The sequence below is a fragment of the Streptomyces sp. NPDC043896 genome, assembly GCF_056435605.1.
In genome coordinates this window covers 123,819-147,365 of sequence record NZ_JBWKEE010000009.1, presented here as the reverse complement: position 1 = coordinate 147,365, position 23,547 = coordinate 123,819, and the positions used below count along the sequence as shown (strand labels likewise).

At 73.6% G+C, this 23,547-nt stretch carries 21 protein-coding genes; 12 read left to right on the top strand and 9 right to left on the bottom strand.

The window, feature by feature from the left end:
* Nucleotides 1–9: 9 nt before the first annotated feature.
* Complete coding sequence (locus AC069X_RS15775) at nucleotides 10–1,212, bottom strand: acetyl-CoA C-acetyltransferase (protein WP_478728999.1); 1,203 nt, start codon at nucleotides 1,210–1,212, stop codon at nucleotides 10–12.
* A 137-nt stretch (nucleotides 1,213–1,349) separates the two neighbouring features.
* Between AC069X_RS15775 and mce the strand changes: the two genes are divergently transcribed.
* From mce to AC069X_RS15740, 7 genes are all read left to right on the top strand, one after another.
* Nucleotides 1,350–1,778, top strand: a complete 429-nt coding sequence (mce, locus tag AC069X_RS15770; protein ID WP_478728997.1) for a methylmalonyl-CoA epimerase — start codon at nucleotides 1,350–1,352, stop codon at nucleotides 1,776–1,778.
* A 181-nt stretch (nucleotides 1,779–1,959) separates the two neighbouring features.
* A complete protein-coding gene (scy, locus tag AC069X_RS15765) occupies nucleotides 1,960–6,549 on the top strand; it encodes a polarized growth protein Scy (RefSeq protein WP_478728995.1) in 4,590 nt (1,529 codons plus the stop codon).
* 194 nt (nucleotides 6,550–6,743) lie between these two features.
* Nucleotides 6,744–7,682, top strand: coding sequence for a coiled-coil domain-containing protein (locus tag AC069X_RS15760; RefSeq protein WP_042811317.1), 939 nt, complete (start codon nucleotides 6,744–6,746; stop codon nucleotides 7,680–7,682).
* Between the two features lie 127 nt (nucleotides 7,683–7,809).
* Complete coding sequence (locus AC069X_RS15755) at nucleotides 7,810–8,793, top strand: ABC transporter ATP-binding protein (RefSeq protein WP_478728993.1); 984 nt, start codon at nucleotides 7,810–7,812, stop codon at nucleotides 8,791–8,793.
* On the top strand, nucleotides 8,790–9,566 hold the full coding sequence (locus AC069X_RS15750) for an ABC transporter permease (RefSeq protein WP_478728991.1): 777 nt from the start codon (nucleotides 8,790–8,792) through the stop codon (nucleotides 9,564–9,566). The genes AC069X_RS15755 and AC069X_RS15750 overlap by 4 nt, the downstream gene beginning before the upstream one ends.
* A gap of 192 nt (nucleotides 9,567–9,758) precedes the next feature.
* Nucleotides 9,759–10,883 (top strand): ABC transporter ATP-binding protein, encoded by a 1,125-nt coding sequence (locus tag AC069X_RS15745; protein ID WP_478728989.1) that lies wholly within the window; start codon nucleotides 9,759–9,761, stop codon nucleotides 10,881–10,883.
* Nucleotides 10,880–11,734 (top strand): ABC transporter permease, encoded by an 855-nt coding sequence (locus AC069X_RS15740; protein ID WP_478728987.1) that lies wholly within the window; start codon nucleotides 10,880–10,882, stop codon nucleotides 11,732–11,734. Before AC069X_RS15745 ends, AC069X_RS15740 begins: the two co-directional genes overlap by 4 nt.
* Nucleotides 11,735–11,750: 16 nt before the next feature.
* Here the strand turns inward: AC069X_RS15740 and AC069X_RS15735 are convergent, their stop codons facing one another.
* Nucleotides 11,751–12,077, bottom strand: a complete 327-nt coding sequence (locus AC069X_RS15735; protein WP_478728985.1) for an ATP/GTP-binding protein — start codon at nucleotides 12,075–12,077, stop codon at nucleotides 11,751–11,753.
* 248 nt (nucleotides 12,078–12,325) lie between these two features.
* Between AC069X_RS15735 and AC069X_RS15730 the strand changes: the two genes are divergently transcribed.
* Complete coding sequence (locus AC069X_RS15730) at nucleotides 12,326–13,357, top strand: LLM class flavin-dependent oxidoreductase (protein ID WP_478729254.1); 1,032 nt, start codon at nucleotides 12,326–12,328, stop codon at nucleotides 13,355–13,357.
* A gap of 81 nt (nucleotides 13,358–13,438) precedes the next feature.
* On the opposite strand, the gene AC069X_RS15725 is transcribed toward AC069X_RS15730, so the two are convergent.
* Nucleotides 13,439–13,831, bottom strand: coding sequence for an SCO5389 family protein (locus AC069X_RS15725; protein ID WP_007266607.1), 393 nt, complete (start codon nucleotides 13,829–13,831; stop codon nucleotides 13,439–13,441).
* Nucleotides 13,832–14,057: 226 nt separating this feature from the next.
* Here AC069X_RS15725 and nucS point away from each other — a divergent pair, with 226 nt between their 5' ends.
* Entirely contained in the window at nucleotides 14,058–14,729 is a 672-nt protein-coding gene (gene nucS, locus AC069X_RS15720; protein ID WP_478728982.1) for an endonuclease NucS, read from the top strand.
* Between the two features lie 129 nt (nucleotides 14,730–14,858).
* Here the strand turns inward: nucS and AC069X_RS15715 are convergent, their stop codons facing one another.
* From AC069X_RS15715 to AC069X_RS15695, 5 genes are all read right to left on the bottom strand, one after another.
* Entirely contained in the window at nucleotides 14,859–17,282 is a 2,424-nt protein-coding gene (locus AC069X_RS15715; protein WP_478728980.1) for a P-loop NTPase family protein, read from the bottom strand.
* Between the two features lie 188 nt (nucleotides 17,283–17,470).
* Nucleotides 17,471–18,115, bottom strand: a complete 645-nt coding sequence (locus AC069X_RS15710; protein ID WP_478728979.1) for a LysE family translocator — start codon at nucleotides 18,113–18,115, stop codon at nucleotides 17,471–17,473.
* 98 nt (nucleotides 18,116–18,213) lie between these two features.
* A complete protein-coding gene (locus tag AC069X_RS15705) occupies nucleotides 18,214–18,537 on the bottom strand; it encodes an STAS domain-containing protein (RefSeq protein ID WP_125603340.1) in 324 nt (107 codons plus the stop codon).
* 157 nt (nucleotides 18,538–18,694) lie between these two features.
* A complete protein-coding gene (locus AC069X_RS15700; RefSeq protein ID WP_125816344.1) occupies nucleotides 18,695–19,543 on the bottom strand; it encodes a 3-hydroxyacyl-CoA dehydrogenase family protein in 849 nt (282 codons plus the stop codon).
* Nucleotides 19,544–19,703: 160 nt separating this feature from the next.
* Nucleotides 19,704–20,249, bottom strand: a complete 546-nt coding sequence (locus tag AC069X_RS15695) for a hypothetical protein (RefSeq protein WP_478728976.1) — start codon at nucleotides 20,247–20,249, stop codon at nucleotides 19,704–19,706.
* Between the two features lie 80 nt (nucleotides 20,250–20,329).
* Here AC069X_RS15695 and AC069X_RS15690 point away from each other — a divergent pair, with 80 nt between their 5' ends.
* Nucleotides 20,330–20,902, top strand: a complete 573-nt coding sequence (locus tag AC069X_RS15690; protein ID WP_478728974.1) for a cob(I)yrinic acid a,c-diamide adenosyltransferase — start codon at nucleotides 20,330–20,332, stop codon at nucleotides 20,900–20,902.
* Between the two features lie 9 nt (nucleotides 20,903–20,911).
* On the opposite strand, the gene AC069X_RS15685 is transcribed toward AC069X_RS15690, so the two are convergent.
* Entirely contained in the window at nucleotides 20,912–21,508 is a 597-nt protein-coding gene (locus tag AC069X_RS15685) for a hypothetical protein (protein WP_478728972.1), read from the bottom strand.
* 193 nt (nucleotides 21,509–21,701) lie between these two features.
* Between AC069X_RS15685 and AC069X_RS15680 the strand changes: the two genes are divergently transcribed.
* Both AC069X_RS15680 and AC069X_RS15675 read left to right on the top strand, forming a co-directional pair.
* Entirely contained in the window at nucleotides 21,702–22,886 is a 1,185-nt protein-coding gene (locus tag AC069X_RS15680; protein WP_478728970.1) for a sensor histidine kinase, read from the top strand.
* Entirely contained in the window at nucleotides 22,883–23,536 is a 654-nt protein-coding gene (locus AC069X_RS15675) for a response regulator (protein ID WP_478728968.1), read from the top strand. The genes AC069X_RS15680 and AC069X_RS15675 overlap by 4 nt, the downstream gene beginning before the upstream one ends.
* Nucleotides 23,537–23,547 lie beyond the last annotated feature (11 nt).

Sequence of the window (23,547 nt, the reverse complement as noted above, 5' to 3'; positions counted from 1 at the left end):
CGCTCGCCCCTACGCCTTCGGGACGCGGATCACGAGGGCGTCGCCCTGGCCGCCACCGCCGCAGAGGGCGGCCGCGCCGGTCCCGCCGCCGCGGCGCTTGAGCTCCAGCGCCAGGTGCAGCACGACACGGGCACCGGACATGCCGATCGGGTGGCCCAGGGCAATGGCGCCGCCGTTGACGTTCACCTTTTCCGGGGTCACGCCGAGGTCCTTCATTGACTGCACGGCGACCGCCGCGAAGGCCTCGTTGATCTCGATGAGGTCCAGGTCGGAGACCGTGAGGCCGTCCTTCTTCAGGGCGTGCAGGATCGCGTTCGAGGGCTGCGACTGGAGCGAGTTGTCCGGACCGGCCACGTTGCCGTGGGCGCCGATCTCGGCGAGCCACTCCAGGCCCAGCTCCTCCGCCTTCGCCTTGCTCATCACGACCACGGCGGCGGCGCCGTCGGAGATCTGCGAGGAGGTGCCGGCGGTGATCGTGCCGTCCTTGGCGAACGCCGGACGCAGCTTGCCCAGGGACTCCACCGTGGTCTCGGGACGGATGCCCTCGTCCGCGGCGAAGATCACCGGCTCGCCCTTGCGCTGCGGGATCTCGACCGGGGTGATCTCGGCCTCGAAGACGCCGTTCTTCTGCGCGGCGGCGGCCCGCTGGTGGGAGGCGGCGGCGAACTCGTCCTGCGGGGCGCGCTCGATGCCCAGGCGGGTGTTGTGCTTCTCCGTGGACTCGCCCATCGCGATGCCCTCGAAGGCGTCGGTGAGGCCGTCGTAGGCCATCGCGTCGAGCATCTCGACGGCGCCGTACTTGTAGCCCTCGCGGGTCTTCGGCAGCAGGTGCGGGGCGTTGGTCATCGACTCCTGGCCGCCCGCGACCACGATGTCGAACTCCCCGGCGCGGATGAGCTGGTCGGCCAGCGCGATGGCGTCGAGACCCGACAGGCACACCTTGTTGACGGTGAGCGCCGGGACGTTCATGGGGATGCCGGCCTTGACGGCGGCCTGACGGGCGGGGATCTGGCCCGCGCCCGCCTGGAGCACCTGGCCCATGATCACGTACTGGACCTGGTCACCGGAGATCCCGGCCCGCTCCAGCGCGGACTTGATGGCGAAGCCGCCGAGGTCGGCGCCCGAGAAGGACTTCAGCGAGCCGAGCAGCCGCCCCATGGGCGTGCGGGCCCCGGCGACGATCACTGAGGTGGTGTTGTTCGTTCCGGACATGAGGCACAGCCCCTTGAGGATGAGGAGTGAACGAGGGTTTACCCGAATGTACTGAGCGGTACCCGCGCAGTCACCGGGCATTCGGTGTGATCGCTGGCACGTTGCGTGACGCCCCTCCTCAGCGGTGCACTGGTCCCATGCTGACAAGAATCGACCACATCGGAATCGCCTGCTTCGACCTGGACAAGACCGTCGAGTTCTACCGTGCCACGTACGGGTTCGAGGTGTTCCACACCGAGGTCAACGAGGAGCAGGGCGTCCGCGAGGCCATGCTCAAGATCAACGAGACCTCCGACGGCGGGGCCTCCTACCTCCAGCTCCTGGAACCCACCCGCGAGGACTCCACGGTGGCCAAGTGGCTGGCCAAGAACGGCGAGGGCGTCCACCACATCGCCTTCGGCACGGCCGACGTCGACGGCGAGGCGGAGGCCATCCGCGGCAAGGGCGTCCGCGTCCTCTACGACGAGCCCCGCACCGGCTCCATGGGCTCCCGGATCACCTTCCTGCACCCCAAGGACTGCCACGGAGTCCTCACCGAACTGGTCACCTCCAACCCTGAGCACTGATGTCCCCATTCCCCGGCCGGTAGAGTGGCCATGGCTCGGCCGGGGTTCGGTGCGGAACGGGGTCGGGGCCTGCAAGCCCTGCCCCGACATCTGACACCATTTCCCCGGGGGCGTCGTTCAGCGGGCGAGCGATGCTCAATTGGGAGTGAGCTTGCGACCAGGGGACGGATGGGACCGCGCTGTGCGGGGCTACGAAAGCCAGGAGAGCCATCAGGCCGAAGCCGACCATCTCTCGCGCTTCGAAGCCGAGATGGAGCGGCTGAAGAAGGAGCGCGGGAAGGCCGTCCAGCACGCCGAGGACCTCGGGTACCAGGTCGAGGTGCTGCGCGCCAAGCTGCATGAGGTGCGTCGCGCGCTCGCGTCCCGCCCTGCCTACGACGGCGCGGACATGGGCTACCAGGCGGAGCAGCTGCTGCGCAACGCCCAGGTGCAGGCCGACCAGATGCGTTCGGACGCCGAGCGCGAACTGCGCGACGCCCGGGCGCAGACCCAGCGGATCCTTCAGGAGCACGCCGAGCACCAGGCGCGCCTCCAGGCCGAGCTGCACGCCGAGGCCGTCAACCGGCGCCAGCGCCTGGACCAGGAGCTCAACGAGCGCCGCCAGACCGTCGAGGCGCACGTCAACGAGAACGTCGCCTGGGCCGAGCAGCTGCGCGCCCGTACGGAGGCCCAGGCCCGCCGGCTCATGGAGGAGTCCCGCGCCGAGGCCGAGCAGGCGCTGAACGCCGCCCGCGCCGAGGCCGCCCGGACCGCCGAGGAGGCCCGCCGTCGGCTCGCCGCCGACGCGGAGGCCGCGCGCACCGAGGCCGAGCAGGCGCTGCTGCGCGCCCGCAAGGAGGCCGAGCGGCTGCTGGCCGCCGCCTCCGCGCAGGCCCAGGAGGCCACCGAGCACGCGGAGCGGCTGCGCACCACCACCACCGCCGAGGCCGAGCAGACCCGGCAGCAGACCATGGACCTGGGCCGGGTCGCCGAGGCCCGCGTCCAGGAGGCCGACGGGGCGCTGCGCGCGGCCCGGGCCGAGGCGGAGAAGCTCCTCGCGGAGGCCAAGGAGAGCGCCGCCCGGCAGCTCGCCTCGGCGGAGTCCGTCAACGACCAGCGCACCCGCACCGCGAAGGAGCAGGTCGCCCGGCTGGTCGGCGAGGCCACCAAGGAGGCCGAGGCCCTCAAGGCCGAGGCCGAGCACGCGCTGGCGGACGCCCGCGCGGAGGCGGAGCGGCTGCGCACCGAGGCCGGCGAGCAGGCCCGTACGGCCGCCGCCGAGGACACGGCGGCACAGCTGGCGAAGGCGGCCCGCACCGCCGAGGACGTACTGAACAAGGCCTCGGAGGACGCGCGGGCGACGACCCGCGCCGCCTCCGAGGAGGCCGAGCGGATCCGCCGCGAGGCGGAGGCCGAGGCGGAGCGGCTGCGCGCCCAGGCGGCGGCCACGGCCGACGAGCTCAAGGGCGCCGCGAAGGACGACACCGAGGAGTACCGGGCCCGCACCGTCGAACTCCAGGAGGAGGCGCGGCGGCTGCGCGGCGAGGCCGAGCAGCTGCGCGCGGAGGCCGTCGCCGAGGGCGAGCGCATCCGCGGCGAGGCACGCCGCGAGGCGGTGCAGCAGATCGAGGAGGCGGCCCGGACCGCCGAGGAGCTGCTCGGCAAGGCCAAGTCCGACGCGGACGAGCTGCGCGGCGGGGCCGCCGCCGAGAGCGAGCGGGTCCGCGCCGAGGCCGTGGAGCGGGCCACCACCCTGCGCCGGCAGGCGGAGGAGACCCTGGAGCGCACCCGCGCGGAGGCCGAGCGGCTGCGCGCGGAGGCCGAGGAGCGGGCCGAGGCCCTGGCCGCAGAGACGGACGCCGCGGTACGGGCGCGCCGCGAGGAGACCGAGCAGGCCCTGGCGGCGAAGCGGGCGGAGGCCGACGCGGAGCTGGCCCGGCTGCAGACGGACGCCGAGGCACGGCTGACGTCGGCCGAGCAGACGCTGCGCGAGTCCCGGCTGGCGGCGGAGAACATCCGCAGGGAGACCACCGAGGAGAACGACCGGCTGCGCGCCGAGGCGGCGGAGCGGATCCGTACGCTCCAGGCCCAGGCGGAGGCCGAGACCGAGCAGCTGCGTTCCGAGGCGGCGCAGGACGCCGGCCGGGTCCGCGCGGAGGCCGAGCTGGTCTCCGTACGGCTGCGCGCCGAGGCGGAGGCCGAGTCGGAGCGGGTGCGCACCGAGGCGCAGGAGACCGCGGACCGGCTGCGCGCCGAGGCGAAGGCGGCGGCCGAGCGGGTCGCCGAGGAGGCCGCGGAGGCACTGGCCGCCGCCCAGGAGGAGGCCGCGCGGCGCCGCCGGGAGGCCGAGGAGACCCTGTCGGCGGCCCGTACGGACGCGGGGAACGAGCGGGCGCAGGCCCGTGAGCAGAACGAGGAGCTGCTGGCGCAGGCCCGCAAGCGCTCGGAGGAGGCGCAGGCCGAGGCGGCCCGCCTGACCGAGGAGGCGGAGCGCCGCGCGGCGGAGCTGGTCGCGGCGGCCGAGGCCACCGCCCAGCAGGTACGGGACTCCGTGGCCGGGCTGCACGAGCAGGCCGAGGAGGAGATCGCCGGGCTGCGCAGCGCGGCCGAGCACGCGGCGGAGCGTACGCGCACCGAGGCGGAGGAGGAGGCGGACCGGGTCCGCGCCGACGCCCACGCGGAGCGCGAGCGCGCGGGCGAGGACGCGGCGCGGGTGCGCAGCGAGGCCCGGATCGAGACGGACGCGGCGAAGGAGCTGGCGGCGCGGACGGTCGGCGACGCGATCGCCGAGGCCGAGCAGCTGCGGGCGGACACGGCGGAGTACGCGCAGCGGGTGCGTACGGAGGCGACGGACGCCCTTGCGGCGTCCGAGCGGGACGCGGCGCGTACCCGGGCGGACGCCCGTGACGACGCGAACCGGATCCGCGGCGAGGCGGCGGAGTCCCTGGAGGCCTCGCGCACCGAGGGTGCCCGGCTCGTGGCCGAGGCCGAGGCGGAGGCGGAGCGCCTCACCGAGGAGACCCTCGCGGCGAACGCGGCGACCGTGGCCGACGCCCGGGCGGAGGCCGAGCGGCTCACGGCCGAGGCGGCGGAGGCGGCGGACGCCACCCGCACCGAGGCCGCGGGGACCCTGGACGAGGCGCGCGCGGAGGCGAACCGGCTGCGCAGCGAGGCCGCGGAGCAGGCGGACCGGCTCATCACCGAGGCGGCGTCCGAGGCGGAGCGCCTCACCGAGGAGACGCGTGCGGCGAACGCCGCCACGGTCGGCGAGGCGGCGGCCGAGGCCGAGCGCCTGACGGCCCGGGCCGCGCGGGTCCTGGAGGAGGGCGAGGCGCGGGCGGAGGCCCTGAAGACGCAGGCGGCCGACACGCTGGCCGCCGCCGAGCGGGACTCGGCGCGGATCCTGGTGGAGTCGCGCGCGGAGGGCGACCGGCTCGTCGAGGAAACCCGCGCGGCCAACGAGCGCACGGTCGCCGAGGCCGCGGCCGAGGCCGGCCGGCTCGTCGCGGAGGCGGCGCGCACCCTGGAGGAGGCCCGTACCGAGGGCGGCCGGATCATCGGCGAGGCGACCGCGGAGGCGGAGCGCGTCACGGCCGCGGCCGAGGAGACCCGGGCGGCCGCGGAGCGGGACGCCGAGCAGACGCTGGACGAGGCTCGCGCCGAGGGCAACCGGCTGCGCAGCGACGCCGCGGAGCAGGCGGACCGGCTCATCACCGAGGCGGCGTCGGAGGCGGACAAGCTCACGGAGCAGACCCGCAAGGACAACGAGCGCACGGTGGGCGAGGCGGCCGCGGAGGCGGAGCGGCTGCGTGCGGAGGCGGCGGAGGCGCTGGCCTCGGCGCAGGAGCACGCGACGCGCACCCGGTCCGAGGCGGAGCGGGTGAAGGCGGAGGCGGCGACCGACGCGGAGCGCACCCGTACGGAGGCCCGCGAGGAGTCCGAGCGGCTGCTCGACGAGGCCCGCGAGGAGGCCAACAAGCGGCGTACCGAGGCCGCGGAGCAGGTGGACCGGCTCATCACGGAGGCGGTGGCGGAGGCCGACAAGCTGACGGCGGACGCGGGCCGGCAGGCGCTGGCCGCCACCACGGCGGCCGAGGAGCAGGCCGACGCGATGGTCGACGCCGCCCGCAAGGAGGCGGCGCGCATCACGTCGGAGGCGACCGTCGAGGGCAACTCCACGGTGGAGAAGGCCCGGACGGACGCGGACGAGCTGCTGGTGGGGGCGCGTACGGACGCGGCCGCCATAAGGGAGCGGGCGGAGGAGCTGCGTTCGCGCGTGGAGTCCGAGGTCGAGGAGCTGCACGAGCGTGCCCGCCGGGAGTCGGCGGAGCAGATGAAGTCGGCCGGCGAGCGCGTGGACAAGCTGGTCCGCGCGGCGACCGAGCAGAGCGCCGAGGCGGAGGCGAAGGCCAAGGAGCTGGTGTCGGACGCGAGCAGCGAGGCGAGCAAGGTCCGCATCGCGGCCGTGCGCAAGGCCGAGGCGCTGCTCAAGGAGGCCGAGACGAAGAAGGCGGAGCTGTCGCGGCAGGCCGAGAAGGTGCTCGCGGAGGCGACGGCGGAGGCGGAGCGGCTGGTCGACGAGGGCCGTCGCGAGCTGGAGGTCCTGGTGCGCAGGCGCGAGGACATTCAGGCGGAGATCTCCCGTGTCCAGGACGTTCTTGAGGCGTTGGAATCATTCGAGGCACCTTCGGGTGGCGGAAAGCCCGCATTGGGCGGTCAGGGCGCGGGGGGCGTGAAGGCCGGCGCATCAGCGGGTTCCACTCGTTCGAGTGGCAAGGCGTCAGAGGGGTAGTCAGAAGACAGGATGTGTGCTTCTGAGGGAGGTTCAGTCGAAGGAGTGACAATCATTCCGTCGCCTTGCCACTCAAAAGGGGTGTCATTGTCCAGGGCAAACCCGGATTGACTCGATGACACGCCGCCCTGGCGCCTAGGATTCCCCTTAACACCTCACGTAGCACCTCATCGGTCTCATTCGACAGGAACCCCATGAGCGACACTTCCTCCCCCTTCGGCTTCGAGCTCGTGCGGCGTGGTTACGACCGCGGTCAGGTGGACGACCGCATTACCAAGCTGGTCTCCGACCGCGACAGCGCCCTAGGACGTATCAACTCTCTGGAAAAGCGGATCGAGGAGCTGCACCTCGAGACGCAGAACGCCCAGGCCCAGGTGAGCGACGCCGAGCCGTCGTACGCCGGTCTCGGCGCCCGGGTCGAGAAGATCCTGCGCCTGGCCGAGGAGGAGGCGAAGGACCTGCGCGAGGAGGCCCGTCGCGCGGCCGAGCAGCACCGTGAGCTGGCCGAGTCGGCGGCCCAGCAGGTGCGCAACGACGCCGAGTCGTTCGCGGCGGACCGGAAGTCGAAGGCGGAGGACGAGGGCGTCCGCATCGTCGAGAAGGCCAAGGGGGACGCGGCCACCCTGCGCGCCGAGGCCCAGAAGGACGCGGCCTCCAAGCGCGAGGAGGCCGACGCGCTGTTCGAGGAGACGCGCGCCAAGGCCGCCCAGGCCGCCGCGGACTTCGAGACCAACCTGGCCAAGCGCCGCGAGCAGTCGGAGCGCGACCTGGCCTCGCGTCAGCAGAAGGCCGAAAAGCGCCTTGCGGAGATCGAGCACCGCGCCGAGCAGCTGCGCCTGGAGGCCGAGAAGCTGCGTACGGACGCCGAGCGCCGGGCCCGCCAGACGGTGGAGACCGCGCAGCGCCAGGCCGAGGACATCGTGGCCGACGCCAACGCCAAGGCCGACCGCATCCGCAGCGAGTCCGAGCGCGAGCTGGCGGCGCTGACCAACCGCCGCGACTCCATCAACGCCCAGCTGACGAACGTCCGCGAGATGCTGGCGACGCTGACGGGCGCGGCCGTGGCCGCCGCCGGCTCCCCGATCGACGACGAGCCGGTCACGCGCGGCGTTCCGGCGCAGCAGAGCCGCTAGCGGACCGCCGTGTACGCCCCGCGCGTACACCGGCCGTCTACTCGCCGGTAGCCAAACCGGCACATCAGGGGCCGTATGTCACCTTCTTGAGGTGGCGTACGGCCCCTGGCCGTTCTAGCGTGGCCGCATGATCGAGCTTGAGGGCCTTACGAAACGATTCGGCGCGAAGACCGCCGTGGACAACCTCAGCTTCCAGGTCAGACCGGGGGTGGTGACCGGCTTCCTCGGCCCCAACGGGGCGGGCAAGTCCACGACCATGCGCATGATGCTCGACCTCGACCGCCCGACCGGCGGTACGGTCCGGATCGACGGGAAGCACTACCGGGACCTGCCGGAACCGCTGAAGCACATCGGGGCACTGCTGGACGCGAAGGCCATGCACGGCGGCCGCAGCGCGTACAACAACCTCCTGTGCCTGGCCCAGGCGAACCGGATCCCGGAGCGCCGGGTGGCCGAAGTGCTGGACCTGGTCGGCCTGACGGCCGTGGCCAAGAAGAAGTCGAAAGGATTTTCGCTCGGAATGGGCCAACGGCTGGGAATCGCCGCCGCCCTGCTGGGAGATCCGGAGATCTTGATGTTCGACGAGCCCGTCAACGGGCTTGACCCCGAGGGAATTCTCTGGATCCGCAATCTTATGAAGGGGCTGGCTTCGGAAGGAAGGACGATCTTCGTCTCCTCCCACTTGATGAGTGAAATGGCCCTGACCGCAGATCATTTGATCGTCATCGGACAGGGAAAGCTCCTCGCCGACTTGCCGATGTCCGATTTCATCCAGCAGAACTCCCGCAGTTACGTACGCGTGCGCTCACCTCAGCAGGAACGGCTCAAGGACGTCCTGCACGAGGCCGGCGTCAGCGCGGTCAGCGTGCCCGCCACCGGCACCCTGGAGATCGACGGCGTCACGTCCGAGCGGCTCGGCGAACTGGCCGCCCAGCACCAGATCGTGCTGCACGAACTCAGCCCGCAACGGGCTTCACTTGAGGAAGCGTTCATGCGCATGACGGCGGATTCCGTCGAATACCACGCCCACGCGCCGGGCGCCCCCGTACCCGCGCCCGCCGGCCCCGCGTGGGGCACCGGCTTCGAGACCGCCCGCAAGGGCGGTGAGTGACCGTGGCCTACTCCGCCGTCCTCCGGTCCGAGTGGACCAAGATCCGTACCGTCGCCTCCACCAGCTGGACCCTGGCCACCACACTGCTGGTCACCGTCGCCGTCGGCGCCGGACTGTGCGCCGTGTTCAACGCGACCCTCGACGACATGCCCAAGAGCACGCAGGCCGCCTTCGACCCCACGCAGACGAGCTTCTCCGGGATGCTCCTCGGCCAGGTGGCGATGCTGGTCTTCGGCGCGATGGTGGTCGGCAGCGAGTACGGGACGGGCATGATCCGCACCTCCCTCGCGGCCGTGCCCCGGCGCAGCACCCTGCTGCTGGGCAAGGTCACCGTGGCGACCGGCCTGGCCCTGGTCGTCGGCCTCGCCACCGGTTTCCTGTCCTTCTTCCTCGGACAGGCCATCCTCGGCGACCGCGGCACCGGGCTGGGCGGGGAGAACGTCCTGCGCGCCGTGATCGGCGTCGGCCTGTACCTGGCGCTGCTCGCCGCGTTCGCGATCGGCGTGTCCATGATCCTGCGGAACTCCGCCGCCTCGATCTCGGTCCTGATCATGTTCGTCCTGATCCTGCCCATCGTCCTCGCGGTGGCCGACACCACCCGCAAGGTCGCCGACTACCTGCCCAGCCCGGCCGGGACCGCGATCATGGAGACCGCCTCCGCCACCGCCCCGGACGCGCCCTACGGCCCCTGGGGCGGGCTCGGGATCATGGCGCTGTGGGCGCTGGCCGCCGTGATCGGCGGGTACCTCACCCTCGCGAAGCGGGACGCCTGACCGGTACGCGGTGACGCGGGGTGTCCGTCTCACGACGGACGTCCCGCGTACTACGGGACATCCCCGGGTCTGATCTCAGGGAGAGCTCAGGGGGAGCTCAGGGATCCGGCCCGGGCGGGAACCACGGGCGCCCCGATATCCTCTTAAGGCGTACGCGGACGAAAGCCGTCCCGGCCGGCAAGGGGCAGAAGGATGATCGAGGCAGTCGGGCTGACCAAGCGCTTCGGCGCGAAGACGGCCGTCGACGAGTTGTCCTTCCAGGTCAGGCCGGGGCACGTGACCGGCTTCCTGGGGCCCAACGGCTCCGGCAAGTCCACCACCATGCGCATGGTCCTCGGGCTGGACCGGCCCACCTCGGGCCGCGTCACCATCAACGGCCTCCCATTCAGGGAGCTGCCGAACGCCCAGCGGCACGTCGGCGCCCTGCTCGACGCCAAGGCCATGCACGGCGGCCGCCGGGCCCGCACGCACCTGCTGGCCATCGCCCAGCTCTCCGGGATCCCCGAGAAGCGGGTGGACGAGGTCCTCGGCGTCGTCGGCCTCAAGGACGCGGCCCGCCAGCGCACCAAGGGCTTCTCCCTCGGCATGGGCCAGCGCCTCGGCATCGCGGCCGCCCTGCTCGGCGACCCCCAGGTGCTGCTCTTCGACGAGCCGGTCAACGGCCTCGACCCCGAGGGCATCCTCTGGGTCCGCAACCTGATGCGGCAGCTGGCCGCCGAGGGGCGGACGGTCTTCGTCTCCTCCCACCTGATGAGCGAGATGGCCCTGACCGCCGACCACCTGATCGTGATCGGCCGGGGCCGGCTGCTGGCCGACATGAGCACCCAGGACTTCATCACGCACAACTCGGCCGGATTCGCGCGGGTCCGTGCCGCCGCCGGCTCCACGGCCGGCGGCACCGACGGCCGGACGGCCCTGGGCACCGCGCTGACGAAGGCGGGCGGCCGGGTCCTCCAGGAGCCCGACGGGGCCCTGCGGGTCACCGGGCTGGAGCTGCCCCGCATCAGCGACCTCGCGCACGAGGCCGGCGTACGGCTGTGGGAGCTGTCCCCGCACCGGGCCTCGCTGGAGGAGGCCTACATGCGGATGACCCAGTCCTCCGTCGAGTACACCTCCACCGACGACCCCCGGGCCGAGCTGTGGGAGCCCGAGCCGCTGACCGTCCCGGAGTGGGAGGAGGAGGCGGCCGTCCCGGCCGAGACCGCGGCGAGCTTCTTCGCTCCCCCGCCGCCCGGATCCGGGCGCCCCTTCCTGATGCCGGGCAGCGCCGCCGATCTCGCCGGCTCCGCCAAGAACACCTCCGAGGACCCCCGATGACCACCACCCCCGCCGGCGGGCCCGCGGCGAGCGCGGAGCAGCCGGGGACGTACAGCTCGCCCCTGCCCACGCCGCGGCCGCACCTGGGGCACGCCGTGGCCTCGGAGTGGACCAAGCTGACCTCCGTGCGCTCCACCCTCTGGACGCTCGGCTCCCTCGTGGCGCTGGTCGTCGGCGTCGGCATGGTCGCCGTGCTCCAGACCTCGCCCGCCGACTACGAGTACCTGCCCTTCACCGGCCCCGCCCTCTTCGGGCTGATGGCCGGGCAGGTGTCGGTGATCGTGCTCGGCGTGCTGACGATCTCCTCGGAGTACGGCACCGGCCTGATCCGGACCACCTTCACGGCCGCCCCCGAGCGGCTGCGGGTGCTCACCGCGAAGTACCTGGTGTTCGGCTCCGTCGCGTTCGCCGTCACGCTGGCCTCGGTGCTGTTCGTCGGCCTCTGGGCCGCGATCCTGCACAACGGCCCCGGCGCCGGGGTGCACGGCCTCAGCGACTGGACGGGCGCCGTGGCCGGTTCCTTCTACGTGACCCTGCTGGGTGTCCTCGCACTCGCGATCGGGGCACTCGTACGGCACTCCGCGGGCGGGATCGCGGTCATGCTCGGGGTGGTCACCATGCCCCCGGTGCTCGGCGCGATACTGACGTCCTGGCCCGCCACCTCGGGGCTCGGGGGGCTGGTGCTCCGCTACAACGCCCCGGTGGGCCTGGTCCAGCTGTTCGGGCTCCAGGGCGTCGACATGGAGGGCCGCTCCGCCCCCAGCGACGTGGTCCAGCTGATGCTGCTGGTCGTGGTGACGGCGAGCGCCGTCGCCGCCTCGTACGCGGTGGTCGGCCGCCGCGACGTCTGACGGCCGCCGGCACCCCTCAGTAGCGCGGCGCGTTGCGGGACCGCTGCACCTTCGAGGTGCGGCGGTCCTTCGCGTTCCAGCAGGCCTTGTGCCAGTGCCGCCGGTCGTCGACGCCGCCGTACTCGGGCCAGGCCACCAGGTGCGGGGTGCCCGAGGGGATCTCCTGGTCGCAGCCCGGGCAGCGGTAGCGCTTGCCGGCCGCGCCGGCCCCCGCGACGTGCCGGACCTTCCACTCCTCGCCCAGGTACTCCTCGGTGCTCTCCAGCCCGAACCGGTCGAGGCCGGCGCCGGGTCGTTCGTCCGGAGTCTGGCCGCCGCGGGGGCGGTTGTGGCGCGGTGACACGTATACCTCACGAAGGGGCGGCCGGCAGTGACTTTCTCCCAGACTACGCGCAGCGAGCCGGGGTACCCGCAGGGTGGCTGGTGGAGGCAGGGCTTCCGGAGGGAGCTGGCCCGACAATCTCAATAACTTTCCTGTCAGGCCGTGCCTTTGGCACGTGTCAGACGTTGTTGCCAGTAGACGTTGATGCCGTCAACGAGTCGGTCCGCCTGGGGGAGGCCGCGTCAGCCGCGAGGAGGCTAAGGGCGATGATGCGCGTAGGAGCGTTTGTACTGGCGGCCCAGTTCCCGGGCCAGGGACAGGGCGAGGCACTGCACCGGGCGGTGCGGACCGCCGAGGTCGCGGAGGAGTCCGGGCTTGACTCGGTGTGGCTCGCCGAGCACCACTTCGTGCCGTACGGGGTCTGCCCGTCGGCGGTGACCCTGGCCGCGCTGCTGCTGGGCCGGACCCGGCGGCTGCGGGTGGGCACCGCCGTCACCGTACTGCCGAACACCCACCCGGTGGCCCTCGGGGAGCAGGCGGCCCTGCTGCACGTCACCTCGGGCGGCCGGTTCGTCCTCGGGGTGGGGCGCGGTGGGCCGTGGGTGGACCTGGAGGTGTTCGGGGCCGGTCTGGAGGCGTACGAGTCGGGCTTCCCGGAGGACCTGGACCTGCTGCGGCGCTGGCTGTCGGAGTCCCGGGTGGGGGCGGCCGGCGAGCGGCACGCCTTCCGCGAGGTGGCGGTGGTGCCGCGGCCGGCCGACGCGCTGGACGGCGACGGGACGGGTCCGGAAGTGATCGTCGCCTGCACCTCCCCGGCGTCGGTACGGCTGGCCGCGGAGCGCGGTCTGCCGATGCTGCTGGGCATGCACTGCGGGGACGAGGAGAAGGCCGAGCAGGTCGCGCTGTGGCGGCGTACCGCGCTGGCGCACGGCCACGCGCCGGAGGCCGTACGGGCGGCCGGGCACGTGTCGGCCGGGGTCTGTCAGCTGGCCGACCGCACGGCCGACGCCCGCGAGACGCTGATGAAGGCGATGCCGGGGTGGTTCCGGCAGGGACTGGACGCCCATGTGACGGTGGACGCCCGGCAGCGTGCGATGCGGGACCCGCACGCGTACACGGAACTGCTGTGCTCGCTGCACCCCGTCGGCAGCCCCACCCTGGCGGCGGACCGGCTGGCGCAGACCTCCGAGCGGACGGGCATCACCCGCTTCGCCCTGCTGACGGAGGGCTCGGGCGATCTCGCCGCGACGGAGGACAACGTCCGGCGCCTCGGCTCGGAGGTCCTCCCCCTGCTGGTGTGACCCCGTACGGAGCCTGGGGCTGCCGCTCCTGTGCCAGTCGCACCTCCCGCGACACGGAGCGGCAGCGGAGTACCGGTCCTGCTAGCAGTCCCGAAGCTCCGGAGACTGGTTGAGCAGCTGGCCGCGGATCGAGGTGAACTTGGCCAGCCGGTCGTCCACCGAGGAATCCAGCGGGAACACCGCGACCCGGTGGCAGTTCTGGAATGCCAGGCGCACCCCGAAGTGCCGCTGCAGCGCACCCCGTATCGCGTCACTCGCGAGCGCGCGCAGCAGCTGCCCGCGCGCCTGCTCGTCCGGCGGCGGCGTCTGGTTGTCGGCGAACTCTCCGCCCTCAACCTCCAGCTGGGCCACCAACGAGCTGATCATCTCCCATGCGTAAGGCAGGGAGGTCCGGACGCAGTCGACGAAGGCGGCTTCGTCGACCTCGCCTCGCTCGGCCTGTTCGAGTAGGGCCGGTGAGACGTCGAGCGACATGGGTTCTCCTCTCGTGACCCAGGCAGTCTGGGCTGCCGGAGTCCTACGGGCAGGGAAGGAGGCCGCGACCGCGACGCAGTGTGCACGCGCGACAACCTCCCGCTCACCACGGTAGGCGCCCACCGGGTGCCGCACCAGGAGAATGCGCATACAACGCGCCATCGGCGAACGGGGCTTTCAGGGGCGAATCGCGTGGAGGCCCGTCGGTCGAGTAGCGTTGCCGACCATGCGTCTCGTCATTGCCCGCTGCTCCGTCGACTACGCGGGCCGGCTCACCGCCCATCTGCCCTCGGCACCCCGTCTGATCCTCGTGAAGGCCGACGGCAGTGTCTCGATCCACGCGGACGACCGGGCGTACAAACCGCTCAACTGGATGTCGCCTCCGTGCACCCTCAAGGAGGGGAGCGGGGACGAGGCGAACGTCTGGACCGTCGTCAACAAGGCGGGCGAGAAGCTCATCATCACCATGGAGGAAGTCCTCCACGACTCCTCCCACGAACTGGGCACCGACCCGGGCCTCATCAAGGACGGCGTCGAGGCGCACCTCCAGGAGCTGCTCGCCGACCGCATCGACACGCTGGGCGAGGGCTACTCGCTGATCCGGCGCGAGTACATGACGGCGATCGGCCCGGTGGACATCCTGTGCCGGGACGCGTCGGGCGCGACCGTGGCGGTGGAGATCAAGCGGCGCGGGGAGATCGACGGCGTCGAGCAGCTGACCCGGTACCTGGAGCTGCTGAACCGCGACCCGCACCTGGCGCCGGTGCGTGGCGTGTTCGCGGCGCAGGAGATCAAGCCGCAGGCGCGGGTTCTGGCCAATGACCGGGGGATGGATTGCGTCGTCCTCGACTACGACGCCCTCCGCGGCATCGAGGACGACAAGCTCCGCCTGTTCTGACCTTCCCGGCGCGCCGCCCCCTTCCCGACGTGTGAGCCGTCGTTCCCCTCGGCCCTCCGAGCCCCTCCGGCTCGGGGGGCCGTTGTCGTGCGGGGCCGCTGCGCGGGGGCCCGGCCCGGCCCGGCTCGGTCAGATGGTCGTCGTCGGGGACTCCGACGCCGTCGGGGACTGCGCCTCCGTCGAGGTCGTGGGCGGCGTCGGCGGGGTCGGGGCCGTCGGCGTGGCGGGCGGCGGGGGCGTCGTCGGCGGCGGCGTGGTGGCCGGCGGCGGGGTGGTCGCCGGGGGCGGCGTCGTCGCCGGCGGGGGCGTCGTGGCCGGCGGGGCCGGGTCGGGCTGCTGCGGCCCCGGGGTGTGGGCCGGCGGCGGGGCCGTCGCCCCGGTGGTGCCCCCGCCCCGGGTCGGGTCGGCGGCAGTGCCCGGCTCCGGCGGCGAATCGTTCCCGCTGTTCCCCGGCACCTGCGGCGGGGCCACCGCCGGGGCGTCCGGGGTCGAGGAGACGACCGGCTCGGCCGGCTGTTCCGTCTCGTCCCCCGCCGTCAGCGCCAGGCCGACGACCGTGCCGAGCGCCGCCACCGTGAGCGCCCCGGCGGCGGCCAGCAGCACCGCCTTGTGCCGCTGGAGCGGCCCGGGCGCGGGTCGGCGTACGAACGGGGCCGGCGCGGGTGCCGGACCCCCGGGAGCCGGGGCGAACGCGTCCGCGTAGACCTGGGACAGGGTCGCGGGGGCACCGCCCGGCGGGCCGATCACCCGCGTCACCTGGGTGACCGCCTCGGCCCCGGCCGGCTTCGGCCCGCCCGCCGGGCCCGCCGGAGCCGCCGGGCCCGGCGGCAGCGCGGGCAGCAGCGGCGGGGCCTCCAGCCGCAGCGGCGGCGAGGCCTTGTCCTTCAGCGCCTCCCGGTCGGTGACCAGCGCCAGCGCCCGCCGCCCGGAGACGGTCCCCCGCTTGTCCGCGAGCGCCCCGCGCAGCCCGATCGAGGCCTCCAGCTCCGCCCGCGCCCGGTCCAGCCGTCCCTCGCACAGCGCGAGCACGCCCAGCTCGTGGTGGAAGTACGCCTGCTCGGCGACCTCCCCCGCCTTCCGCGCGGCCTCCGCGCCCGAGCGCAGCACCCGCTCCCAGGCCTCCCAGTACGGCGCCGCCGCGAGGGCCGGGGCCGCCGTGCGGGCCAGCAGTACGGCGGCCACCACGTCGGCCCCGGCCAGCGCGGCCAGGACCGCCCCGGCTTCCGCCGCGACCCGCTCCGGCGTCACCGAGGCGTGCCCGGTCCACCAGGCGTAGTGCCGGGCGGCGGTACGCGCCTCCTCGGCGGCGGTCTCCCCGTACCCGGCCTCCTCCAGCTGCCGAGCGACCCCCTCCGCGAGCCGGTGGCGCGGGCCGACGGGGGTGATCAGCCCGCAGGCCAGCAGCTCCGCGACGGCGGCGTCGGCGTGCGTGTCCCCGACCAGCGCGGGCAGGTGGGCGTGGTGCGGGAGCTCCCCGCCCAGCGCGCAGGCGATGCGCAGGGCGGCCCGGGCCGATTCGCTGACCCGGGAGGCCAGCAGTTCGGCGGGGGCCGCGGCCTGCGCCAGGGTGGGCAGCGGCACGTGGCCGTGGTCGCGGGGGCGCTTCTCGAAGACCCCGGGTTCCTCGTCCTCGTCGTCGGGGGCGGTGCGGTTGAGCTCGTCGCGCCGGCGCAGCAGCGCGGCGGCCTGGACGAAGCGCAGCGGCAGGCCTTCGGAGGCGAAGCGCAGGTCCTCCGCCCAGGCCGTCTCCTCGTCGGTGAGCGTCCTGCCGGTGGCGGCCTCCAGCAGGAGTGCGCAGTCGGTGCGGCCGAGGCCGCCGAGGACGACCTCCTCCAGGTGCGAGTCGTCGGAGGGGGCTTTGGTGTCGGGGGTGGCGGCCAGCAGGTAGGCGCATTCGGGGGTGGCGCGCAGCAGCTCGTCGAGGGCGGCGCCGCCCAGCTCCAGGTCGTCGAGGAGGACGATCGCGCCGATCTCGGCCACTCCTTCGAGGAGCCGGGCGCGGTCGGGGCGCTCGCCCCGGGTGTCGTACACGGTGGCGTAGAGGGTGTGGAGCAGTTCGCCGGGCTGCTGCTGGCCGTGGCCGCTGAGCCGGACGACCCCGTCGGGCGCGAGGTCGGCGCAGTCGTCGGCGACGGCGTCGAGCAGGACGGAACGGCCGGATCCGGCGGGTCCGGTCAGCCGTACGGAGCGGCCGCGCCCGAGGAGCCGTACCAGGCGTTCCCGTTCCTCGGAGCGGTCCAGGAGCGGCAGGGCGGGCGGGGGCGGCCCGGGCAGTACGGGCGGGCGCGCGGCGGCGTCGCGGTCGGCGCGGGCCGCGGCGCCGCGCTTGGCGGGGCGGCGTGCCGCCGCCTCGCGGGCTCCGGGCCGCAGGGGTTCGATCTCGCTGCCGTCGACGGGGTTGACGGTGAGGGTGAACTCGCCGGTGGTCAGGGTGACGACCCGGGCGGGTGCCAGGGTCTGCGGCGCGGGGGCCGCGGGCTGGGCCGCCGGGGCGCCGGCCGGCCGGGCCGGGGTCTTCTCGTCCTGGCCGGGCTGCCCCTGTGTTCGGTCCATGCCCCAGTCCCCCGATCGCGTCGCGCGCCGCGCCGTCTCGCCGTCTTCGTCGTGCCCGGCGCCCGCTCACGTCTTGTCGCCACCGGTCCGGTTTTCGCCCGACCCTAGACCGTGGCCGGGGCGGCCGTCACCGCAGGGGTGCCTTCACCACCGGACCGTTACGATTCCTGCGGATCCCCCGCCCGACCCTAATCCTTGCGGCCGGTCACGGCCACGGTGACGCCGAGGCCGATCATCGCGAGCCCGCCGGCCCCGCCGATCGCGGACAGGCGGCGCGGTGATCCGGCGAACCAGTCGCGGGTGGTGGCGGCGGCGAGTCCCCAGAGGCTGTCGAAGACGATCGCGATCAGGTTGAAGACCAGGCCGAGCAGGAGCATCTGGAGCATGACGTGGCCCTGCTCGCGGTCGACGAACTGGGGCAGCACGGCGGCGAAGAAGACGATGGTCTTGGGGTTGGCCACGCCGACCGCGAAGCCCTCGCCGAGGGTCCGCAGGGTGCCGGCCCGGGCGGGCGGGGCCGCCTCGGCGACGGCGTCGCTCAGGGAGCCGCGGCTGCGGATCGCCTTGACGCCGAGGTGGACGAGGTAGGCGGCGCCGGCCAGCTTCAGGAGGGTGAAGACGAGGACGGAGCGCTCGACGACGGCTCCGACGCCGAGCGCCACGGCCACGACGAGCACGTACGCGCCGAGCGTGTTCCCGGCCACCGTGGTCAGCGCGGCCCGGCGGCCCTGGGCGAGCGCCCGTCCGACGACGAAGAGCACGCTGGGGCCGGGGATCACGATCAGCACGAGGGACATGGCCACGAAGGCCAGCAGTCGGTCGGTGGACACCATGGGCCCATGTAAGCGGAGGCCGCCCCGGGGCCGCAGCCCCTTTTTCCGGCCCGGAGGGCCCGCCCCGCGCGCGCCCGGCCCGGCCCCGCCCGCCCCGGTCAGACCCGGGGCAGGCTCTCCGCTTCCAGCCCGCCCTCGATCGCGAGGATGCGGTGCAGCCGGGTCGCGACGAGCAGCCGCTGCATCCGGTCGGGGACGCCGCGCAGGACCAGGCGCCGCCCGGTCCGGCCGGCCCGCCGGTGCGCACCCATGATGACGCCGAGTCCGGTCGCGTCCCAGGAGTCGAGTCCGGTCAGGTCGAGCACGAGGTCGCCGTGGCCGTCGTCGAGGGCGGTGTGGAGGACCGTACGGGCGTCAGCCGCGCTGCGCACGTCGAGGCGGCCCCCGACTGCGAGTTCGGCGTGGTCGCCCCTGATGTGCATGTGTGCTCCCCGGCTTTACTGCGTACGTGTGGTCCGACGGGTCCGTGGTCGGCAACTCTCACTGCAACTGACTGCCGTGCGGGCGGTGAAGTTGCCGACCGTGAGCGAACCGATACCTAATTCACCCCGTAGGGTGCGGGGACTCGAACGCCCGTGCTCAGTGCTTGTAGAAGCCCTGGCCGCTCTTGCGGCCGATGTCGCCCGCGTCGACCATGCGGCGCATCAGCTCCGGCGGGGCGAACTTCTCGTCCTGGCACTCGGTGTAGATGTTGCTGGTGGCGTGCAGCAGGATGTCGACGCCGGTGAGGTCGGCGGTGGCGAGCGGGCCCATGGCGTGCCCGAAGCCCAGCTTGCAGGCGATGTCGATGTCCTCGGCGGTGGCGACGCCCGATTCGTAGAGCTTCGCGGCCTCGACGACCAGCGCGGAGATCAGACGGGTGGTCACGAAGCCGGCGACGTCGCGGTTGACGACGATGCAGGTCTTGCCGACCGACTCGGCGAACGCGCGGGTGGTGGCGAGGGTTTCGTCGCTCGTCTTGTAGCCGCGGACCAGCTCGCAGAGCTGCATCATCGGGACGGGCGAGAAGAAGTGCGCGCCGACGACCCGCTCCGGGCGCTCCGTGACGGCCGCGATCTTGGTGATCGGGATGGCGGAGGTGTTGGAGGCCAGGACGGCGTCCTCGCGCACGATCTTGTCGAGGGTGCGGAAGATGTCGTGCTTGACCTCGAGCTTCTCGAAGACGGCCTCGACGACGATGTCCACGTCGGCGACCGCGTCGAGGTCGGTGGTCGTGGTGATCCGGGCCAGGGCCGCCTCGGCGTCCTCGGCGGTCATCTTGCCCTTGGAGACGAACTTGTCGTACGAGGCCTTGATGCCGTCGGTGCCCCGGGTCAGCGCGGCGTCGGTGACGTCCCGCAGGACGACGTCCCAACCCGCCTGAGCGGAGACCTGAGCGATCCCGGAACCCATCAGTCCCGCGCCGATGACGGCGAGCTTCCCAGCCACTGCACACCCCTCGTTGTTCTCAGTACGACCCGGCCTCGTAGCCTCTCCGGCGGAGACTAGCGCCCGTGAGGGGCCCAGTGACCGTGAAGTAACACGCGTCACGTCTCAGATGACGGACATCACACCGGGACGGCCCACCAGGCGTGCGCCGCCTCACAGTTCAGATTTCGCCACCGCCGCAGCGGGCCACCAGCTCATCGATGCGGCCCAGTTCCCACCGGGCGGCCGGGAGGTGGCCGAGGTCCAGGGCCATCGCGGCGCGGCCGGCGAGGTACTGGGCGTCCTCGCGCGTGTGCGCGTCCGCTCCGGGGTGGTCGTCGAGCCGCCGGACGGCCCGCGCCACCCGGTCCCGGAGCGTGCCGGCCTCGTGGAGCAGCGGCTTCCCCGGGGCGCGCTCGGTGCGCGCCAGGTCCTTGGCGTAGTCCCAGGCCCGGGCGTCCCGCTCGGCGGGGCGGACCGCGTCGGGGTGGTGGGGGTGGCCGGTCCAGGGGTGGGCCAGGCCGCGCAGGTCGAGGCAGCGGTCGAGGGCGAGGCCGAGGTCCCCGGCGGCGACGGCCGCGCGGCCCGATTCGGCGCGGCGGGCGGCTTCGTCCCGGTCGGGGTGGCCCCACCCGTCGCCGGGCCGGCGCGAGGCGAGGAAGCCCGCCAGGGCATCGATCTCCAGGGCCGCGTCGGCCCGCCGCCAGATGTCGTACGTGTCGTCCAAGGCGCCGCTCCCCCGCTCCCAGGGCCACCGCGGCCCCGGCACGACGGTACGCGGCCTGCGGCCCCGTCTACGCTGGCGCCATGGTGAACCTGACGCGCATCTACACCCGTACCGGCGACAAGGGCACGACCGCCCTGGGGGACATGAGCCGGACCCGGAAGACGGACCTGCGGATCTCCGCGTACGCCGACGCCAACGAGGCCAACGCGGCGATCGGGACGGCGATCGCGCTGGGCGGGCTGCCGGAGGAGCTCGTGAAGGTCCTGGTCCGGGTGCAGAACGACCTGTTCGACGTCGGTGCCGACCTGTGCACCCCGGTTGTCGAGGACCCCGAGTACCCGCCGCTGCGGGTGGAGCAGTTCTACGTGGACCGGCTGGAGGCGGACTGCGACGTCTTCAACGAGCGGCTGGAGAAGCTGCGCAGCTTCATCCTCCCCGGCGGCACCCCCGGCGCGGCCCTGCTGCACCAGGCGTGCACGGTGGTGCGGCGGGCGGAGCGCTCGACGTGGGCGGCGCTGGAGGAGTACGGCGAGGTGATGAACCCGCTGACGGCCACCTACCTGAACCGCCTCTCCGACCTCCTGTTCATCCTGGCGAGGACGGCGAACAAGGAGGTCGGCGACGTGCTCTGGGTCCCGGGCGGGGAGCGCTAGGGGGTGTCGTCACAGCGGGCCCTGGCGCTTGGTTCCGGCCAGTTCGGGGTCCCGGCCCGCGTCGGCGTCCGCGCCCGCCGGGGCCTTCCGGGGCCAGATCGTGTAGCTCGCGGCGATCACGGCCTGGATGCCGACGATCTTCAGCGCGCCGCCCTGGCACGCCTGGAGGATGCCGGTGTCGGCGGCGTCGCCGACGTACCAGATGCCTGCCTGGAGCAGTCCGTACGCGACGGCGGCGCCGGCCAGGGTCCGCGCCCACAGCTGCCACTCGTGGACCGCGCGGGCCTTGCCGTACTTGGTCCCCGGCGGCTTCGGGCCCCCGGCGAACCGGTGGGCGGCGTGCCCGTCGATCCACTTCACGGTGTAGTGGCCGTAGCCGACGGTGTAGCCGATGTAGAGGGCCGCGACCCCGTGGCGCAGGCTCGGCTCGCCGCCGTTCTTCAGGTCGATGAAGGAGGCCACCAGCAGCACCAGCTCCAGCAGCGGCTCGCACAGCAGCAGCGCGGCCCCCAGCCGCGGCATTCCGGCCAGGTAGCGGAGCGCCAGTCCGCCCGCCAGCAGCACCCAGAAGCCGACCTCACAGGCGATGATCAGCCCGACGAGCATGACGGCTCTCCTCTCCTCGCTCGGATCTCCCGGGTCCCCGGGTCCCGGGGTTCCCCGTTCTCCTCCAAGGGTTCCGGCCGCCGTGCCCCGGCGCGTCGTCGCCAGTGACGAAAGCCCGCTGCACCTTTCGATGTAGCGGCTTCTCAGCCCGGGTACCGAGGCCGCGCCGGACGGGACCGTGTTGGATGGGGGCGTGCTCCCGAAGATCCCCCGCCCGCACCGCGACGACGTCCTCCTCGCGGCCGTCAGCGTGTCCGCCGGCCTGCTGCTGTGGGCGCTCGGCGTGCACAGCACTCCCAGCCGGCACCTCCTGCCCGACTGGGCGGTGCTCGTCCCCCTGGCGGCGCTCGGGGCCATGGAGCTGCTGCGCCGCTCCGCGCCGCAGGTCACCCTGACGGTCGGCACCGTCGCCCTGGTGGCGGACCAGTTCACGCTGGGCAACATCGCCAGCGTCATCATCTTCACCGACCTGATGTACGCGGCCGTGGTGTACGGCAAGCCGGCGATGGCCCGCCGGCTCCCGGTCAGCACCGGCCTGATCACCGTCGCCGTCACGATCGGCTCCCTGGTCTGGCTGCGCACCCCGCAGGCCCTGCTGATCGGCGTGATCACCGGCATCGTCAGCTTCGCCCCGGCCCTCACGGGCGCCACGCTGCGCAACCACCGCGAGGCGGCGGAGGCCGCCCGGCTGCGCGCCGAGCAGACGGCGCTGCTGGCCGAGATGGACCGTACGCAGGCCGTGGTCGCCGAGCGGGCGAGGATGGCGCGGGAGCTGCACGACATGGTGGCCAACCACCTCTCGGCGATCGCGATCCACTCCACCGCCGCGCTGTCCATCGACTCCCCCGCCACCAGCCGCGAGGCCCTCGGGGTGATCCGGGAGAACAGCGTGCAGGGGCTGTCGGAGATGCGCCGGCTGATCGGGCTGCTGCGGGACGCCGGGGCGGAGCAGGAAGCCGTCGCGGTGCCCTCCCTGGACGGGCTGGACGCCCTGCTGGGGCAGGCCCGTACCAATGGGTCGGCGAGCGGCCTGGACTTCGTCCTGGCGGACGAGCGGCCCGCGGGGCCGCCGCTGCCGGCGCCCGTGGAGCTGGCGGCGTACCGGATCGTCCAGGAGTCGCTGACGAACGCCATCAAGCACGCGGTCCCCGGCACGGTCCGGGTCCGCGTGGCGCACGGCGCGGGGCTGCTGACGGTGGCGGTCGACTCGCCGTACGGGGAGCGTCCGCAGCCGCGCGCCCCGGGTTCCGGGGCCGGGCTGATCGGCATGCGGGAGCGCACGGAGCTGCTGGGCGGGACGTTCACGGCGGGTGCGTCGGGCAGGGTGTGGCAGGTGCGGGCGGCGCTGCCCGCGGAGGAAGGGGCGGTGCGGTCATGACCATCAGGGTCGTCGTGGCGGAGGACCAGCGGGCGGTACGGGCCGGCCTGGTGCTGATCCTGGGCAGTGCGGGTGACGTCGAGGTGGTGGGCGAGGCCGCCGACGGCGAGGAGGCGGTGCGGCTGGCCGAGGAGCTGCGGCCGGACCTGGTCCTCATGGACGTGCAGATGCCGAGGCTCGACGGGGTGTCGGCCACCCGGCAGGTGGTGGAGCGGGGACTGGCGGACGTCCTGGTGCTGACCACCTTCGACCTGGACGAGTACGTCTTCGGGGCGCTGCGGGCGGGCGCGTCGGGTTTCCTGCTGAAGGACGCGGACGCCTCGGAGCTGATCGAGGCGGTGCGTACGGTGGCGCGCGGCGAGGGGCTGATCGCCCCGGCGGTGACGCGTCGGCTGATCGCGGAGTTCGCGGCTCCGAAGGCGGTACGGGCGGCCGTGCGGCCGGGGGCGGCAGCGGCGGTGGAGTCGCTGACGCGGCGCGAGCGGGAGGTGCTGGGGGCGCTGGGCGAGGGGCTGTCGAACGCCGAGATCGCCGTACGGCTGGACATGGCGGAGGCCACGGTGAAGACGCACGTCAGCAGGCTGCTGGGGAAGCTGGAGCTGCGGAGCCGGGTCCAAGCGGCCGTATTGGCACAGGAGTTGGGGATCTAGACGGCCTCTGG